At 68.0% G+C, this 16179-nt stretch carries 16 protein-coding genes; 10 read left to right on the forward strand and 6 right to left on the reverse strand.

Annotation, left to right across the window (positions count from 1 at the left end):
• Window positions 1-52 precede the first annotated feature (52 nt).
• The 3 genes from AC1DB1_RS01930 (at window position 53) to AC1DB1_RS01940 (ending at window position 3239) form a co-directional block, all read left to right on the forward strand.
• Window positions 53-1501, forward strand: a complete 1449-nt coding sequence (locus AC1DB1_RS01930; protein ID WP_271177001.1) for a TrkH family potassium uptake protein — start codon at window positions 53-55, stop codon at window positions 1499-1501.
• Window positions 1494-2162 carry a potassium channel family protein gene (locus AC1DB1_RS01935; protein ID WP_271177000.1) on the forward strand — a complete coding sequence of 223 codons (669 nt, stop codon included), beginning with the start codon at window positions 1494-1496 and terminating at the stop codon, window positions 2160-2162. The genes AC1DB1_RS01930 and AC1DB1_RS01935 overlap by 8 nt, the downstream gene beginning before the upstream one ends.
• 417 nt (window positions 2163-2579) lie before the next feature.
• Entirely contained in the window at window positions 2580-3239 is a 660-nt protein-coding gene (locus AC1DB1_RS01940) for a hypothetical protein (protein ID WP_477199580.1), read from the forward strand.
• Window positions 3240-3273: 34 nt separating this feature from the next.
• Here AC1DB1_RS01940 and proC read toward each other — a convergent pair whose 3' ends face one another.
• The gene (gene proC, locus AC1DB1_RS01945; protein WP_477199581.1) at window positions 3274-4122 is read right to left on the reverse strand and encodes a pyrroline-5-carboxylate reductase; all 849 of its coding nucleotides are present in this window, start codon (window positions 4120-4122) and stop codon (window positions 3274-3276) included.
• A gap of 22 nt (window positions 4123-4144) precedes the next feature.
• On the opposite strand from proC, the gene AC1DB1_RS01950 reads away from it, so the two are divergent.
• Together AC1DB1_RS01950 and AC1DB1_RS01955 are read left to right on the forward strand one after the other, a co-directional pair.
• The gene (locus tag AC1DB1_RS01950) at window positions 4145-5107 is read left to right on the forward strand and encodes a cation diffusion facilitator family transporter (RefSeq protein ID WP_477199582.1); all 963 of its coding nucleotides are present in this window, start codon (window positions 4145-4147) and stop codon (window positions 5105-5107) included.
• Window positions 5104-5805, forward strand: a complete 702-nt coding sequence (locus tag AC1DB1_RS01955) for a glutamine amidotransferase (protein ID WP_477199583.1) — start codon at window positions 5104-5106, stop codon at window positions 5803-5805. Before AC1DB1_RS01950 ends, AC1DB1_RS01955 begins: the two co-directional genes overlap by 4 nt.
• Window positions 5806-5959: 154 nt before the next feature.
• On the opposite strand, the gene tadA is transcribed toward AC1DB1_RS01955, so the two are convergent.
• Window positions 5960-6427: a tRNA adenosine(34) deaminase TadA gene (tadA, locus tag AC1DB1_RS01960; RefSeq protein ID WP_477199584.1), complete on the reverse strand. Its 468-nt coding sequence runs from the start codon at window positions 6425-6427 to the stop codon at window positions 5960-5962.
• A gap of 38 nt (window positions 6428-6465) precedes the next feature.
• Between tadA and upp the strand changes: the two genes are divergently transcribed.
• On the forward strand, window positions 6466-7098 hold the full coding sequence (upp, locus tag AC1DB1_RS01965) for a uracil phosphoribosyltransferase (protein WP_271176994.1): 633 nt from the start codon (window positions 6466-6468) through the stop codon (window positions 7096-7098).
• A gap of 443 nt (window positions 7099-7541) precedes the next feature.
• Complete coding sequence (locus AC1DB1_RS01970; protein WP_477199585.1) at window positions 7542-8276, forward strand: winged helix-turn-helix domain-containing protein; 735 nt, start codon at window positions 7542-7544, stop codon at window positions 8274-8276.
• A 141-nt stretch (window positions 8277-8417) separates the two neighbouring features.
• Here AC1DB1_RS01970 and AC1DB1_RS01975 read toward each other — a convergent pair whose 3' ends face one another.
• The 4 genes from AC1DB1_RS01975 to AC1DB1_RS01990 all read right to left on the reverse strand — a co-directional run bounded on the left by AC1DB1_RS01975 (window position 8418) and on the right by AC1DB1_RS01990 (window position 12076).
• Window positions 8418-9239 (reverse strand): ABC transporter permease, encoded by an 822-nt coding sequence (locus AC1DB1_RS01975; RefSeq protein WP_271176992.1) that lies wholly within the window; start codon window positions 9237-9239, stop codon window positions 8418-8420.
• Window positions 9236-10243, reverse strand: a complete 1008-nt coding sequence (locus tag AC1DB1_RS01980) for an ATP-binding cassette domain-containing protein (RefSeq protein ID WP_271176991.1) — start codon at window positions 10241-10243, stop codon at window positions 9236-9238. The genes AC1DB1_RS01975 and AC1DB1_RS01980 overlap by 4 nt, the downstream gene beginning before the upstream one ends.
• A 163-nt stretch (window positions 10244-10406) precedes the next feature.
• Entirely contained in the window at window positions 10407-11096 is a 690-nt protein-coding gene (locus tag AC1DB1_RS01985) for a PadR family transcriptional regulator (RefSeq protein ID WP_477199586.1), read from the reverse strand.
• A gap of 107 nt (window positions 11097-11203) precedes the next feature.
• Window positions 11204-12076, reverse strand: a complete 873-nt coding sequence (locus tag AC1DB1_RS01990; protein ID WP_477199587.1) for a sigma-70 family RNA polymerase sigma factor — start codon at window positions 12074-12076, stop codon at window positions 11204-11206.
• Between the two features lie 84 nt (window positions 12077-12160).
• Here AC1DB1_RS01990 and AC1DB1_RS01995 point away from each other — a divergent pair, with 84 nt between their 5' ends.
• The 3 genes from AC1DB1_RS01995 to AC1DB1_RS02005 all read left to right on the forward strand — a co-directional run bounded on the left by AC1DB1_RS01995 (window position 12161) and on the right by AC1DB1_RS02005 (window position 16170).
• Window positions 12161-12997, forward strand: a complete 837-nt coding sequence (locus AC1DB1_RS01995; protein WP_477199588.1) for an SDR family oxidoreductase — start codon at window positions 12161-12163, stop codon at window positions 12995-12997.
• Window positions 12998-13328: 331 nt separating this feature from the next.
• The gene (locus tag AC1DB1_RS02000) at window positions 13329-13781 is read left to right on the forward strand and encodes a MarR family winged helix-turn-helix transcriptional regulator (RefSeq protein WP_271176987.1); all 453 of its coding nucleotides are present in this window, start codon (window positions 13329-13331) and stop codon (window positions 13779-13781) included.
• 172 nt (window positions 13782-13953) lie between these two features.
• A complete protein-coding gene (locus tag AC1DB1_RS02005; RefSeq protein ID WP_477199589.1) occupies window positions 13954-16170 on the forward strand; it encodes a transglycosylase domain-containing protein in 2217 nt (738 codons plus the stop codon).
• Window positions 16171-16179: the final 9 nt, after the last annotated feature.

Raw genomic sequence — 16179 nt, forward strand, 5'->3', positions numbered from 1 at the left:
GGAGTACCATGTCGGAACTGTCGGTCGAACCGGTCAGTGGGAGGATCTAGGCATGCGAGCCACCCTGGCACCCGGCCGTCCGAGCAGCACGACGGTCGGCAGCCGTGTTCGCGAAGCGGTGAACGGCTTCGCGAGCCGCAGTCCGTCGCGGTTCGCCATCCTGGTGTTCGCGCTGCTCATCCTCGTGTTCACGCTGCTGTTCTCCCTTCCCATCGCGACCACGACGGGGACGACCACTCCGCTCGCCGATGCGCTGTTCACGGCCGTCTCTGTCATCTGCGTCACCGGGCTGGCCACGGTCGACATGGCGACCCACTGGTCGGTGTTCGGCCACACGCTCGTCTACGTCGGCGTGCAGATCGGCGCCGTCGGTGTGCTCACGATGGCGAGCATCCTCGGTCTGGTCATCTCGCGCCGGCTCGGGCTGCGCGCCAAGCTGATGGCGGCGAGCGACAGCAACCCGTTGCGCATCCACGCGGGCCCGGTCGCCGAGGGCCAGGCGGTGCGGCTCGGCGACGTCGGCAAGCTCCTGATCACGGTCGCGCTCAGCATGGTCGTGATCGAGGGTGTGATCGCGCTGCTCCTCTTCCCCCGGATGCTCATCGCGGGCATCCCGCTCGGTACGGCCCTCTGGGAGAGCGTCTACTACTCGGCGATGGCGTTCACGAACACCGGATTCGCGCCCAACGTCGAGGGACTCACGGCGTTCGCGACGGACTACTGGTTCCTCAGCGCACTGATGATCGGCGTCTTCCTCGGCGCGATCGGATTCCCGGTCATCCTGGCGATCGCGACCAACCTGCGGCGGACGCCCGGCCGGCGCCGTCGCTGGTCGATCCACGTCAAGCTGACGCTGCTCACCTCCGTCATCCTGCTCGTCGCGGGCACCGTGCTCTACATCGTGCTCGAATACGACAATCCCAAGACGTTCGGCCACCTGGATGCCGGCCACACCGTCTTCCAGGCGCTGTTCCTGTCGACGATGACGCGCTCGGGCGGCTTCTCGACCATCCAGATCGACGACCTGCACGGATCGAGCCTGCTCGTCAGCGACATGCTCATGTTCATCGGCGGCGGCTCCGCCTCGACCGCCGGCGGTATCAAGGTCACGACGCTGGCCGTGCTGTTCCTCGCGGCGTTCGCCGAGGCGCGCGGCGTCGAGTCGATGGACGCGTTCCGCCGCCGCATCCCGATCGACGTGCTGCGGCTGTCGGTGGCGGTGGCGCTCTGGGGTGCGACGATCGTCGCGGTCTCGACGATCGTGCTGCTGCAGATTACGAAGGCGCCGCTGGAACACGTGCTGTTCGACGTGATCTCCGCGTTCGCGACCTGCGGTCTCTCGACCGGCCTCACCGAGAAGCTCCCCGACGCTGGCGTCTACGTGATGGCGGCCACGATGTTCTGCGGGCGCGTTGGTACAGTGACACTCGCCGCGGCGCTGGCCCAGTCCCAGCGCAAGCAGCTGTTCCACAATCCTGAAGAGAGGCCGCTCGTTGGTTGACCGCATCAAGCACAACGCACCCGTGCTGGTGATCGGCCTCGGCCGTTTCGGCGCCGCGACCGCCGGCGAGCTCGACCGGCTCGACCGCGAGGTGCTCGCGATCGACACCGATGGGGCGCTCGTGCAGAAGTGGGCGGACCGTGTGACGCACACGGTGCAGGCGGACGCGCGCTCGATCGAGACCCTGCGCCAGCTCGGCGCGGAGGACTTCTCGGTCGTCGTCGTGGCCGTCGGGTCGTCGATCGAGGCGAGCGTGCTGATCACGGCGAACCTGGTCGACCTGAAGGTGCCGCAGATCTGGGCGAAGGCGATCTCGCAGTCGCACGGCAAGATCCTGGAGCGGATCGGCGCCAACCACGTGATCTATCCGGAGGCGGAGGCGGGCGAGCGCGTCGCGCACCTCGTCTCGGGCCGGATGCTCGACTTCATCGAGTTCGACGACGACTTCGCGCTCGTCAAGATGTACCCGCCGAAGCCGATCCGGGGCATCCGGCTGGCCGACTCGGGAGTGCGCTCGAAGTACCACGTCACCGTCGTCGGTGTGAAGAGCCCCGGCAAGCCCTTCACCTACGCGACGGCCGACACCGTCGTCTCGAACCACGACCTCATCATCGTCTCGGGCACCTCCGGCGACATCGAGCGTTTCGCCGCCCTCGAGTAGCCCCGCCTCGCTCCGCTCCCCCGCAATCGAGTCCGGGAGAAATCAGTCCCCGGACATCACTAGAGCGATTTCGCCCGGACTCGATCCGGCCTGTGGATAACTTTTACGAGGGTCGTTCGGAGTTCGCAATCATGTTGCATGCGAAAAAGTCCTGCACTCCCTCCGAGTCTCGACGGCTGCGGCTTCACCTACGCTGAGGCGCGCGCTGCAGGAGTCGATCGGTCACATCTCTATAGCAAGGCAGTCCAGCGGCCGTTTCACGGTGCGAGAACGGCTGGCGTCAACCTCGCCGACCATGTAGCACTCTGTCGAGCAGCGGCCGCCGTCCTGCCGACGACCACCTACTTCAGCCACGCTTCAGCCGCGGTACTGCACGCCTTCCCGCTCCCGCGTCATGCCGAGCCATCTGATGTCGAAGTGAGCGTATTCGAACCCGCCCGACCTCCGGAGATCGCTGGAATCGCCGCCCACCAACTGACGTCGACCGGCCAGCGCTGGGTCCTGATCAAGGGGCTGAGAGTGATCGGCGCGGAAGACGTGTGGGCGCAGTTGAGCCACCGGCTCTCGATCGACGACCTCGTGGTGGTCGGCGACTTCCTCGTGACCGGAGACCAGCCGTATTCGGGAATTCCGCCATCGTCCACGATCGATCGGATGGCCGCGGCTGTGCGCAGACATGGCCGACGCAGAGGCGTGCGTGATCTGCGGTGCGCTCTTGAGAGGATTCGATACGGATCGATGTCGCCCCAGGAGACCCGCCTCCGGCTCGCACTCATCGACGCGGGGCTTCCCGAGCCGGAGCTGAACGTGCGAGTCGTCGATCCCGAAGGACGACTTCTTGCGCTCATCGACCTTGCATACCCCGAACACCGTGTCGCCATCGAATACTTGGGCGATCATCACCGACGGGAAAAGTCGACCTATCGGAACGACATCGCCCGGCGCGAGATGCTGTCGGATCTGGGCTGGTCGGTCATCTTCGTAACAGGTGGCGACCACCTAACGACTGCCGCCCATCGAGTTCGTCGCGCCCTCCTCAGATCGAGTCCGGGAGAAATCGCTCCGAATCCAGTTTGAGTCCTGATTTCTCCCGGACTCGATTGCGGGGCGGCTAGGACTGGGCGAGCTCGCGCGCGCGGGCGAGGGCGGCGTCGGTCGCGCGGGCGAAGAGCGCGCCGAGGTCGGCCTGCTCGAGCACGCTGATCGCGCGCTCGGTGGTCCCGCCGGGGCTCGTCACGCGGCGGCGCAGTTCGGCCGGCTCCTCCCCCGACGACACCAGCAGTTCGGATGCGCCCAGGAAGGTCCCGTTGACGAGCTGTCTCGCCTGTTCCGGCGTGAAGCCCTTGCCGACAGCGGCCTCGGTGAGCGCGTCGATCAGGTAGAAGACGTAGGCCGGGCCGGACCCGGAGATCGTGCTCAGCGCATCCAGCTGCGATTCGGGAACCTCGACGACCTCGCCGACCGTCTCGAAGAGCGCGCGCACGAGCGCCAGGTCATCCGGGTCGGTGCGGGTGCCCGGGCTGATCCCGGTGACCGCCTTGCCGACGATGGCGGGGGTGTTCGGCATCGAACGCACTACCGAGACCGTGTCGGGCAGCAGGGACTCGAAGGTCGCGATCGTGACACCCGCCGCCACGCTCACGATCACGGTGCCCGGCTCGAGCGAGTCCGCGATCTCGCGCAGCAGGTCGGGGACCATCGCGGGCTTCACGGCGACCAGGACGATCCGGGCGCCCTCGACAGCGACGCGGTTCACATCCGGCTTCTCCTCGGTCGCGTACGCCGTCACACCGCGCGTCGACGCGAGCTCTTCGGCGCGGTGCTTCGACCGGTTGGTCACCCGGATGCCGCCCTCCACCGTCACTCCGGGAGCGACCAGGCCGCTCAGGATGGCCCTGCCCATCGACCCGGCGCCCAGAAGCGCGATCGTCGGAAGCGTGACGTTCTTCGTGTCGCTCATGCGGCCATCCTAGGATGAGAGCATGAGCGCATCGGGTGGAACAAAGGCGATCGTCGCGGCCTTCGCTGCCAACCTCGGGATCGCGGTCACGAAGTTCATCGCGTGGGCCTTCTCGGGCTCGTCGTCGATGCTCGCAGAAGGCGTGCACTCGCTCGCCGACTCCGGCAACCAGCTCCTGCTCCTGCTCGGCGGACGCCGGGCCAAGAAGAAGGCCGACAGCGAGCATCCGTTCGGCTACGGGCGCGAGCGCTACGTCTACGCGTTCGTCGTGTCGATCATCCTGTTCTCGGTCGGTGGCGTGTTCTCGGTCTACGAGGGCATCGAGAAGCTCACGCACCCGCATCCGCTCGAGAACTGGTGGATCCCGATTCTCGTGCTGCTCATCGCGATCGGCCTCGAGTCGTTCTCGCTGCGCACCGCGGTGCGCGAGTCGCGCCCGCACAAGCACGGGATGTCGTGGCCGCAGTTCATCCGCCGCGCCAAAGCTCCCGAGCTCCCCGTGGTCCTGCTCGAGGACGTCGCCGCCCTCACCGGGCTGGTGTTCGCGTTCTTCGGCGTCGGCCTGACGGCCCTCACCCACAATGGCGTCTTCGACGCGATCGGGACCCTGCTCATCGGTGCTCTGCTCATCGCCGTCGCTGTCGTGCTCGGCATCGAGACCAAGAGCCTGCTGGTCGGCGAGGGCGCGAGCGATGCGGATGTCGCCGCCATCGAGCAGGCGATCCTGGCCGGCAACGAGGTCGAGCGCATCATCCACATGAAGACCCTCTACCTCGGCCCGGACGAGCTGCTCGTCGGAGCCAAGCTGGCCGTGTCGGGCGAGTTCCGGCTGGCGGAGGTCGCCGCGTCGATCGACGTCGTCGAGCGCCGCATCCGCGACGCCGTCCCGGCCGCCCGCGTGATCTACATCGAGCCGGATGTCTGGATCGACCCGAACGAGAAGCACCCGGCCACCGACGCCATCGTCATCAAGGGTCTGGAGTGACGCGGACGGCGGTCGTCCTGCAGCACGACCCCACGATCCACCTCGGCAACATCGGACCTGTCCTGCGCGACGCCGGCTACGACCTGCGCATCGTCGACGTCACGACGGAGGACGTCTCCGCCATCGACCCGAACGAGGCCGATCTCGTGGTCGTGCTCGGCGGCGAGATGGGTGCGTACCAGACCGAGGAGTACCCGTTCCTCGCGGCCGAGCAGTCGCTGCTGCGCGCGCGGCTCGACGCGGAGCGGCCGACCCTCGGGGTCTGCCTCGGCGCGCAGCTCATGGCGGGCGCCCTCGGCGAGCGCGTGTACAAGGGCGACTCGATGCAGATCGGTTTCCGGCGGGTCGAACCGACGGAGGCCGGCGCAGCGTCGCCCATCCGGCATTTCGGCGAGGTGCCCGTGGTCGAGTGGCACGGCGACACGTTCGAGCTGCCCGAGCGCGCGACCCTGCTCGCGTCGTCGAGCGATTACTCGAACGAGGCGTTCGCGATCGGGGACTTCGCGCTGGCGGTGCAGTTCCATCCGGAGGTGACCGACGAGATGCACGAGCGCTGGGTCAGCGACGGCTACAACGAGCTCGACGAGCACGCCCTCGATCCGGATGCCCTGCGAGAGGATCGCGCGGCGTATTCGAGCGGCATGCAGGAGGCCTCCCGTCGCGCGTTCTCGGAGTGGCTCGCGCAGCTGCCGGCCTGAGCGCACGTCCCGTCGAGCCCCCACACCGTCGAGCCTGCACGCAATCGAGTCCGAACTTCTTGCGCCCAATCGCGGCGTGTCGCTGCAACAAGTTCGGACTCGATTTCGTGCGACGCGAGGACGGGACGCGGACGGGACGCGGGCGCGGCGCCGCTCAGCGCTTGGCGCGGAAGAAGTCGAGCAGCAGCTCGGCGCAGTCCTCGGCGCGCACGCCGGCGAACACCTCGACCCGGTGGTTGAGCCGCTGGTCGCGCAGAACGTCGTAGACGGATCCGGCCGCTCCGGCCTTCTCGTCCCACGCCCCGAACACCACCCGCGGCACCCGCGCCGCCAGGATCGCGCCCGCGCACATCACGCACGGCTCGAGCGTGACGACGAGCGTGCATCCCTCGAGGTGCCAGTCGTCGCGGGCCGCCGCCGCCTCGCGCAGCGCCAGCACCTCCGCATGCGCGGTCGGATCGTGCCGCAGTTCGCGCTCGTTGCGCCCCGTTCCGATGACGGCGCCGTTTTCGTCGAGCACGAGTGCGGCCACCGGCACGTCGCCGGTCCCGAACGCGAGACGTGCGTCGGCGATGGCGCGCAGCATCCACTCGTCGTACGCAGCGGGTACGGGCAAACTCACGTCGGGCTCCCGGGGAGATGTTGGATACCCTTGAGCCTATGCGCGTTCACGTTGCCGACCATCCCCTCATCACCCACAAGCTGACGGTGCTGCGCAACAAGGAGACCTCGTCTCCCACGTTCCGCGCCCTCACGGAGGAGCTGGTCACCCTCCTCGCCTACGAGGCGACCCGCGCGGTGCGGGTCGAACCGCAGGAGATCGAGACGCCCGTCACGACGACGGTCGGCGTGCGACTGAGCGAACCGCGGCCACTGGTGGTCCCCATCCTGCGCGCCGGGCTCGGGATGCTCGAGGGCATGGTCAAGCTCATGCCCACCGCCGAGGTCGGCTTCCTGGGCATGGTCCGCAACGAGGAGACCCTCGAGCCGACCACCTACGCCGAACGCCTCCCCGACGACCTCTCGCACCGTCAGTGCTTCGTGCTCGACCCGATGCTCGCCACCGGCGGCTCTCTCGGTGCCGCGATCGACTTCCTCTTCAAGCGCGGCGCCGTCGACGTCACCGCGATCTGCATCCTCGCGGCTCCCGAGGGCATCGCCGCCCTCGAGAAGGCCACCGAGGGTCGCGACGTCACGATCGTGCTCGGCGCCCTCGACGAGCGCCTCAACGAGAACGGGTACATCGTGCCGGGCCTCGGCGACGCGGGCGACCGCCTCTACGGCACGGTCTGACGCTGCCGGGCACCGCATTCCCCGGGCATCCCGCATCTGGGAGCGCGCCTGAAACATTACGTAATGATTTGACACCGCACGTCACCGTTCGCTTTACTTGCCAACATGACTGACAACTCGCGTACCCTGACCTCCTTCGAGGCCCCTGGGGATGCCGGCATGATGATGCCCGGCCGCGACTCGGTCATGTGTTGCCGAATGTGTCGCTAATCTGACGACCCTTCGCCGAGTCACCAGGCCCCCGACCCACTGAGTCGGGCGAGGCCACTGGCTCCCCGGATGCGCCACACTCACGCATCCGATCATCGGCCGATCTGAGGCCCAACACAGAACACGCGAATCCTCGCAACCCCGTCACCTCTTGAACCGGATGTACCGGTCCTCACGGGAACGCCGAAACGGCGGCAGCGGATTCCACGCATCATCACAAAGGACTCCATCCCATGTCTCTGGCAACCATCGACACCACTTTCGCCCCCGCTCCCGCCCGCCGCCTCGCTGCCGCCCCTGCCGTTCCCGCCGCAGCGCCGGCCCCGGCCGCTCCCGCCGTCCAGATCCGCGCGGTACCGAACGGCACCGAGGCCCGCGGCTTCGTGCTCTACGTCGGAATCGACGAGGCCAAGGCCGCCGCGTCCGGCACCGACCTCGGCCGCATCGTCGAGGCGCTCAAGCGCCTCACCGCCGAGATCGCCCCGTCGGCGGAGACCTACGCCGCCGTCGCCCTGGCTCCGGAGGGAGCCGGCGGACGCGACGTCGACGTCGTGCGCCTCGCCCTGCAGGATCCGGCCGCGATCGCGAAGCACCGCCACGCCGGCACGGTCGACGAGGACGAGGACCGCGCATCCGGTGGCGTCGTCGTGGACATCTCCCGCAAGCGCCTGATCCTCGACAACCAGACCGCCGCGCTCACCTACAAGGAGTTCGAGCTGCTGCAGTACCTCGTCCTGCGCGAGGGACGCACCATCGAGCGCGCCGAGCTCATCTCGTCGCTGTGGGGCGCGGCCGACGACGAGGCGCCGAACGAGCGCACGATCGACGTGCACGTGCGCCGCCTGCGCGCCAAGCTCGGCCGGTACGAAGACATCGTGCGCACCGTGCGCGGCGTCGGCTACCGCTTCGACCGTCACGCCGACGTGTCGATCCGCCACGCCAGCGCCCCCTCGCCCGACCTGTTCTAAGCCGCAGGGCCCCGCCGCGCGCCACCCCCACGCGGCCCGCATCCGGCCACATCCGTTGAGGGGCGGCAAACGCATCCAAGACCGCCGTGTTGGATGCGTTCGCCGCCCCTCAACGAAATCCCCTCGACGGAACCCGCGCGGTCAGGCCGAGCGCTGGTACGACCGGAACGCGGAGGTCGCCCAGGCGGCCATGACCACGGTCAGCGCCGCCAGGAGTGCGACGTGCCCCCACAGCGAACCCCAGTCCGGGTTCGCGCTCAGCGCCTGACGGCCGACGATCACCGCCCACTCGAACGGGTTGTACGCGGCGACGTTCTGCACCCACTCCGGCGAGAGCTTCGTGTTCATGATCGCCGAGCTCAGGAACATCAGCGGCAGCGTGATGATCTGCGAGATGCCGATCAGCGCCGTCTGGTCGCGGGCGAGCAGCGCCACCGCGTTCGACAGCGAGCAGAACACCGCGGTGAGCAGCACCACGCCGAGCAGCAGCAACAGGATGCCCGTGAAGCCGCCCTCGAAGCGGGCGCCCGCCCAGAAGGCGATTCCGACGACCACGAGCGACTGCACGATCGCCAGGAGCGACTGGTACACGAGCGTCGACACGATCAACGCGCCCCGGTTGGTCGGCGACGTGAGGAAGCGGTCCATCACCCCGCGCTGCATGTCCTGGATGTACACCGTGCCCGACCAGGCGCTGCCGAACAGCGCCATCATCATCACGATGCCGGGCGTGAGGAACTCGAGGTAGCTCTGGCCGTTGCCGAAGCCGGGGATCTCGACGACCGACTTGAAGAGCTGCCCGAACAGCAGCAGCCAGATGATCGGTTGGATGAGGTTCATCACCAGGAACGCCGGCATGCGCCATGCGGCGCGCAACTGACGCCCGGTCAGGATGGCCGTGTGGGTGAAGAAGGTCGGTGATGCGGTGGTGCGGCCGGGTCGGCCGGCGGCGATGGTTGTCATGATGCGTTCTCCACGGCGAAGTTCTCTTGTGCTTTGGTGAGGGTGCGGCCGGTGTGCCGCAGGTAGACGTCGTCGAGGCTCGGACGCGCGACGGTGGCCGATGCCACCGTGACCGACGCGGCCTCGAGCGCGGCGAGCGCGAGCGGAAGCGTCGCCGCCCCGTTGTCGGAGCGGGCCCGCAGTGTGCGGCCGTCCCCGCCGACCTCGCGGAGCTGGTCGACACGCTGCAGCGCGGCGAGCGCGGCGAACGGGTCGCCGTCGGCGGTCAGTTCGACGATCACCGCGTCACCGCGCAGATCGTTCTTCAGCTCCTCCGGCGTTCCGCCCGCCACGACCGTTCCGTGGTCGACGATCGCGAGGCGCGATGCCAGCCGGTCCGCCTCCTCCAGGTAGTGCGTCGTAAGCAGAACGGTCATGTTCTCGTGCTTCGTCATCCGCTCGATCTCGGCCCACAGCTCTGCGCGGGCCTCCGGGTCGAGGCCGGTCGTCGGCTCGTCGAGGAACAGCACCTCGGGGTGGTGCATCAGGCCGATCGCCACGTCGAGCTTGCGCGCCATGCCGCCGGAGTAGCCCTTCACCTGGCGCTTCGCGTGCTCGGTGAGCCCGAAGCGGTCGAGCAACTCGGATGCCCGTGCGTGCGCACCCCGTGCGCTGAGGCCTTGCAGGCGTCCGGCGAGCACCAGGTTCTCGACGCCGGTGTCCATCGGATCCGCCACGGACTTCTGGGCGACGAATCCGATCGCGCGCCGCACGCGGGCCGGATGCTTTCCCACATCGATCCCAGCGACGAACGCTCGCCCGGAGTCGGCGCGGGCGAGGGACGAGAGGATCTTGATGGTGGTCGACTTGCCCGCGCCGTTGGGGCCGAGCAGTCCGAAGACCGTCCCGGCCTCGGCGTCGAAGCTGAGGCCGTCGAGGGCGCGCACGGGGGTCTTGCCCCGGCCCGCCCGGTAGGTCTTGACGAGGTCGTCGGCGATCAGCGCCGACGGTAATGCAGTAGCCACGGTGGCTTCCTTTCCATTGGAGAGCCGTCCGTGCGAGCCTGCGCAGTACGATGTGAACGGACCCTCGGTGACTGTTGACGCAGGTTCCTCACGGAACGACTGGGGTTTGGATGGCCGGAGAGTTGCCGCTCTCCGGCCATCACCTTTTTCGGTGCGGTGCGTTTCAGCCCAGCAGGTCGGCCACCTCCTGACCGAAGTCGCCTGCCGAGATCCTCTGCTGGATCTCGGCCATGCTGAGTCCTTGGGCGAGAAGGGCGTGCAGCCCCTCCCACATCTCGATCCCGCCGATGTCGCGGGCAGCGATGCGCTCTGCCAGCCCGGCGAGGAACGCGCGCTCTGCGACGAGCATCGCCTGCTTGTAGTGGAACTCGATCATGAAGAGCTCGGGCAGCCGGCCGACCAGTTCGGCCGCTTCCTTCTCGCGCTCCGCGATCTCGGCGTCGAGGCGCTCGAGCCGGCTCCTCAGGAGGTCGACGACGACCTCCGGGGCCAGCATCGGCAGCAGGGAGAGGCCCGTCTCGATCGCCGGGTACTCCTTGACCGGGGTGTCGATGAGCTCGCGCAGCCAGTCGTCGGCCTCGCGCCGGCCGGCGTCCGTGATTTCGTACACGATGCGCTCCGGGCGGTTGCCCTCGCGCTCGGTCTGGGCGACGGCGATGAGACCGTGCTTCTCGAGCGACTTGATCACGGCGTACAGCGAGCCGAAGTTCAGGCGGATGCTGTCTTCTTTTCCGCGTTCGCGCATCGAGGTCGTCATCTCGTACGGGTACATCGGTCGCTCCCACAGGCACGACAGCACGGCCAGTGCCAGTGGGTTGCCCACCGGCCGCTTGCTCGCATCACGCAGCACCACGATCACTCACCTCCGAATACTTTAGTCAGAGTATTCGATTCAGAGTGATCGCGTCAAGCGGTGCGTGCATGCCGGTCGGCTGGTCAGCTGCCGCCCGGACGCAGCCGCTACTCCAGTCCCAGCACCGCGGCGACGCCGAGCTCGGCGAGCCGCGAGGGATCGGCCAGCACCTCGAGCCCCACGATGCGGCCGTCGGCGAGGTCGAACGCCATGATCGACACGACGCGGTCCCCCAGCACCGCGGCGACTCCCGGGAGTCCCCCGATCAGCACGGGGACGGAGTGCGCCGCGAGTCGTCCGGAGAGCACGGCCTGACCTGCGATCGCCGCGGCGCCGGAGACCAGCTGTGTGCTCGTTCCGTAGTCGGCGCGCAGCACCGCGCCGTCGTCGAGCAACGAGAGCAACGCGGTCACGTCGCCCCGTTGGGCCGCCTGCAGCCACGCATCGATCAGGGTCCTGGCGCGCCGCGGATCCGGGCGGGCGGGGTCGCTCGCGTCGCGAACCCGGCGACGGGCACGGGATGCGAGCTGCCGCACGGCCTCCGGGGAGCGGTCGAGGGCATCCGCCACCTCGTCGAACGGGCGCCCGAAGACGTCGTGCAGCACGAAGGCGACGCGCTCCGCCGGGCTCAAGGTCTCGAGCACCACCAGGAGCGCGGCCGTGACCTGATCGCCGCGTTCCGCCTCGGCGGCCGGGTCCCCGATCGGCGAGGACGGGTCGTCGGGCCACTGCTCCACCTCCCACGACCGCTCGCGGGTGCGGCGTGGAGCGCGCAGGATGTCGAGACTCACGCGCGAGACCACGGTGGTCAGCCACGCGTCGAGGTTCTCGATCTGCGAGACGTCGGAGTGGCTCAGCCGGAGCCAGCTCTCCTGCACCGCATCCTCCGCGTCGGCGCGCGATGAGAGCAGCCGCGTGGAGATGCCGAGCAACCGCGGCCTCGCCGTCTCGAATCGTTTCGCGAGAATCTTCTGATCCACCAGTCACATCCTCCGGAGTCCGTTCGTCACTCTATCGACGGGGCAGCACGCCCCGACGTGACACGGACCGACAGGAGTCGAATCATGAACGCACCGATCCTCGTGACGGGCGGCACCGGAACCATCGGGCGCCGCGTCGTCCCCCTGCTGACCGCCGTCGGACGGGAGGTGCGCATCCTGAGTCGTCACCCCGAGCAGGATGCGCCCGGCATCCGGCACGTCGGCGGCGACACGGTGGCGGGCACCGGGCTCGCGGATGCCCTCAGCGGCGTGCGCACGGTGCTGCACCTCGCGGGCGGCGCCAAGGGGGACGACGTCGCGGCACGGAACCTCGCGGCCGCAGCGCTGTCTGCGGGCGTCGAGCACCTCATCCTGATCTCGGTGGTCGGTGCCGACCGGATGCCGATCGGCTACTTCCGCGCGAAGGCGGAGGCCGAGCGGACCATCGTCGAGTCGGGCGTTCCCTGGACCGTGCTGCGTGCGGCTCAGCTGCACGAGTTCGTGCTGCCGATCGTCCGCGGTCTCGCGCGACTGCCGATAACGCCCGTGCCGACGGGCCTGCGGTTCGAGCCCGTTCACGTGGACGAGGTCGCGGCCCGCCTGGCGGCGGTCGCGCTCGGGACACCTGCAGGCCGGGCGCCGGACATTGCGGGCCCTGAGGTGCTCGGCGTGGCCGAACTCGTGGCGGCGTATACGGAATTGCTGGGCACGAGACGAGCGCGACACCCGCATCTTCCTGTGCGGCTGCCGGGAGCCGTCGGGCGTGCGTACCGCGCCGGCGACAACCTTGCGGGCGTATCCGCGATCCGGGGCGAGCGGGGATGGGCGGAGTTCCTCGCGGAGCAGGCGGCGATCGGCACCTCCCGGACGGGGCCCATCGAGAACCCGAAGCCGCGCATAGAAAACTCGCAGCAAAAATAACGAACAGGTAACTAGCGGCCGTTACCTCTTCGTTATATAGTTCAAGAGCGTTAGTTGTTTGCTGTGGCAGCCAACGCGGAATGTGATTGCAGGACACTCTTGGTGCAAGGGAGAGGGCCGGCCGCTAGCCTCTGCGGCCGGCCCTCAATCTGTTAAGCGGCACCCGTTCGCGTCACTCGCCGGGGAGGTCCGGGCGGAACAGAGACCTCCGCACGCACGCAGATCCGGCATCCGATGCCCGGCGATCCGTGGCAGCACCGATGCCGGTGTCACCGGGTAGTGGGATGATGCGAATGCATCGAGAGACGGATCAGGCACCGAGGAGGCACGGATGCGCACAGAGGAACGCGTGAGAGCACGGCCGAACGCCGTGACCGCATGGGAAGCGCTCTTCCGGGCTCAGGTCGCGGTGATGCGCACGCTCGCCGCCGAATTCCCCACCAAAGACATCTCGTTCAACGAGTACGACGTGCTCTTCAACCTGTCGCGTCAGCCCAACCGCGAGCTCCGTCTTCGTGATCTCAACAAGCACGTTCTGCTCACGCAGCCCAGCGTCAGCAGGCTCGTCGACCGGCTCACCGCCCGCGGCCTGCTCGCCAAATGCCCTGAGCCCTCGGATGCGCGCGGCACGGTCATCCGGTTGACGGACGACGGGTTCGACATGTTCCGCAGGGTCGCCGTCGAGCACATGAAGACCATCACCGAACGCGTCGGCGGCAAGCTCGACCCGGACGAACTCGAGCAGCTGGCACGCCTGTGCAACAAGCTCCGCGCCGGCGCGTGAGATCGGCTTCTGCACAGCGTCGATCGTCGTCCGATCATCCACAAGCTGATCGAAGCCCGGGCGTCCTGCTACGTTCGCCGCGTATCATGACGCCATGAAATCTTCGGGACGCAGAGGCTGGGCGTGGGCGCCTGCGCTCATCGGATTTGTTGCTCTGAGTACCGTGGCGGGAGTGCTGGCAGCGGCAGCGGTCACCCCTGCGGTCGCCCTGACGGGATCGGCAGCCGACTCCACGATCGGTGTCTTCGACGGGTTGCCCGAGTACATCAAGGTCGAGCCGCTGGCCCAGGCCTCCACGATGTACGCCAACCTGAACGGCAAGCCGGTCGCGATCGCGTCGTTCTACTCGCAGAACCGCATCGAGGTCGGCTGGGACGACATCTCCCAGAACCTCAAAGACGCGGCCGTCGCCACGGAGGACCCGCGGTTCTACGAGCACGGTGGCGTCGACGTCACGGGAACTCTGCGCGGAGCCGTACTGACGGCCCTTCACAAAGACGTGCAGGGCGGATCGTCGATCACCCAGCAGTACGTCAAGAACATCCTGGTGCAGCGCTGCGAGAACAAGCAGCCCGACGTCACCGCCACGGCCGCTGTGCAGAAGAAGCAGCTCGCCGTGTACGAGGCCTGCTACAACGACGCCACCGAGGTCGACCCCGTGCGCAAGCTCAAGGAGATGCGTTACGCGATCGGGCTCGAGAAGAGCTACACCAAGAACCAGATCCTGCAGAGCTATCTGAACATCGCGTTGTTCGGCGGACGCGTCTACGGGGTGCAGTCGGCGGCCGAGTACTACTTCGGCGTTTCTGCGAAAGCTCTCAGCATCCCGCAGGCTGCGACGCTCGTCGCGATCCTGAACAACCCCGACAACCTGCGCATCGACCGCCCCGCCGACAAGGCGAACGGCCAGGCCAATGGATACAAGGCCACCCTCGATCGACGCAACTACGTGATCGACCGCATGGCGGCCAACGGCAAGATCACCACAGAGGAACGCGACGCCGCGAGGGCCACCAAGATCGTCCCCAAAATCACGCCTGTGCAGAACGGCTGCATGACGGCCCAGAAGTACCACGCCGCCTTCTTCTGCGACTACGTCGAACGCACCATCGAGCAGAGCTCGATCTTCGGCGCGAACGAGGATGCCCGCACCAGCTTCCTCAACCGGGGCGGCCTGAAGATCTACACCACGCTGAACCTCAACCTGCAGGGCACCGCGCAGTCCGCACTGAGCGCCTACATCCCCGCACAAGACCCCAACCTCAACCTGGGCGCGTCCAACGTGTCGGTCGAGGTCGGCACGGGGCGCATCGTCACCATGGTGCAGAACCGTCCGTACGACAACACGGCTGCACCGGCGCCGGGAACCACCGCGGTCAACTACAACACCGACTACAACTACGGCGGATCGCAGGGCTTCCAGACGGGTTCGTCGTATAAGGCGTTCGACCTGCTCGAATGGCTGCAGGAGGGCCACTCGCTCTACGAGAGCGTCGACGGCTCCAAGCACCTCTTCCCGCAGTCGCAGTTCCACTCCAGCGCGCCCTGTGCCGATATCGGCGGCGCGCCCTGGCCGGTCGCCAACGACGAGGGCGAGTCCGTATCGAGTACGACCGTCATGAATGCGACGGCCGCCTCGATCAACTCGATCTTCGCCATGATGGCCACCAAGCTCGACCTGTGCGGCATCAAGGAGCGTGCGCAGGATCTGCTCGTCCACGGAGCCGATGAGCAGGCCAACCGCTACATGGCCAACCCCTCGTCGGTGCTGGGCACGAACTACATCGCCCCGATCACCATGGCCACCGCGTACGCGGGCATCGCGAACAAGGGCGTCGCCTGCTCGCCGGTCGCGATCGACCGCGTTGTGAACGCCGACGGCACTCCCCACGCCGTCCCCAAGACCGGATGCTCCAAGACGCCGATCGATCCCAAGGTCGCGGCCGCCGCGATCTTCGCCCTCCAGGGAGTGCTCACGAACGGAACGGCCACCTCGGCCAAGCCGGACGACGGCGTCCCGATCTTCGGCAAGACCGGCACCACCGACGACTCGCTCGAGAACTGGCTGGTGACCTCGACGACGAAGGTGGCGCAGGCGACCTGGGTCGGCAACGTCTCCGGCGCCGTACCGCTGCGCAGCCAGACGTTCCAGGGCATCGGAGGCGGCAACGTCAAGTTCTCGATCGTGAAGCCCATCGCGACCGCGCTCAACGCGGTCTACGGTGGCGGCTCGTTCCCGGCCGTCGACAGCAAGTACCTGTACCGCCCGGCACCGCCCAAGGTCACGAAGCCGACGAATCCGACGGCGCCGACCGCACCGAAACCGGGCGCCGGCAACGGTGGCAACGGTGGCGGCAACCAGGGCAACCCTCCTGGCAAGAAGCCGTAGTCGCTGCGG

The sequence above is a fragment of the Leifsonia sp. 10N434 genome, assembly GCF_056394405.1.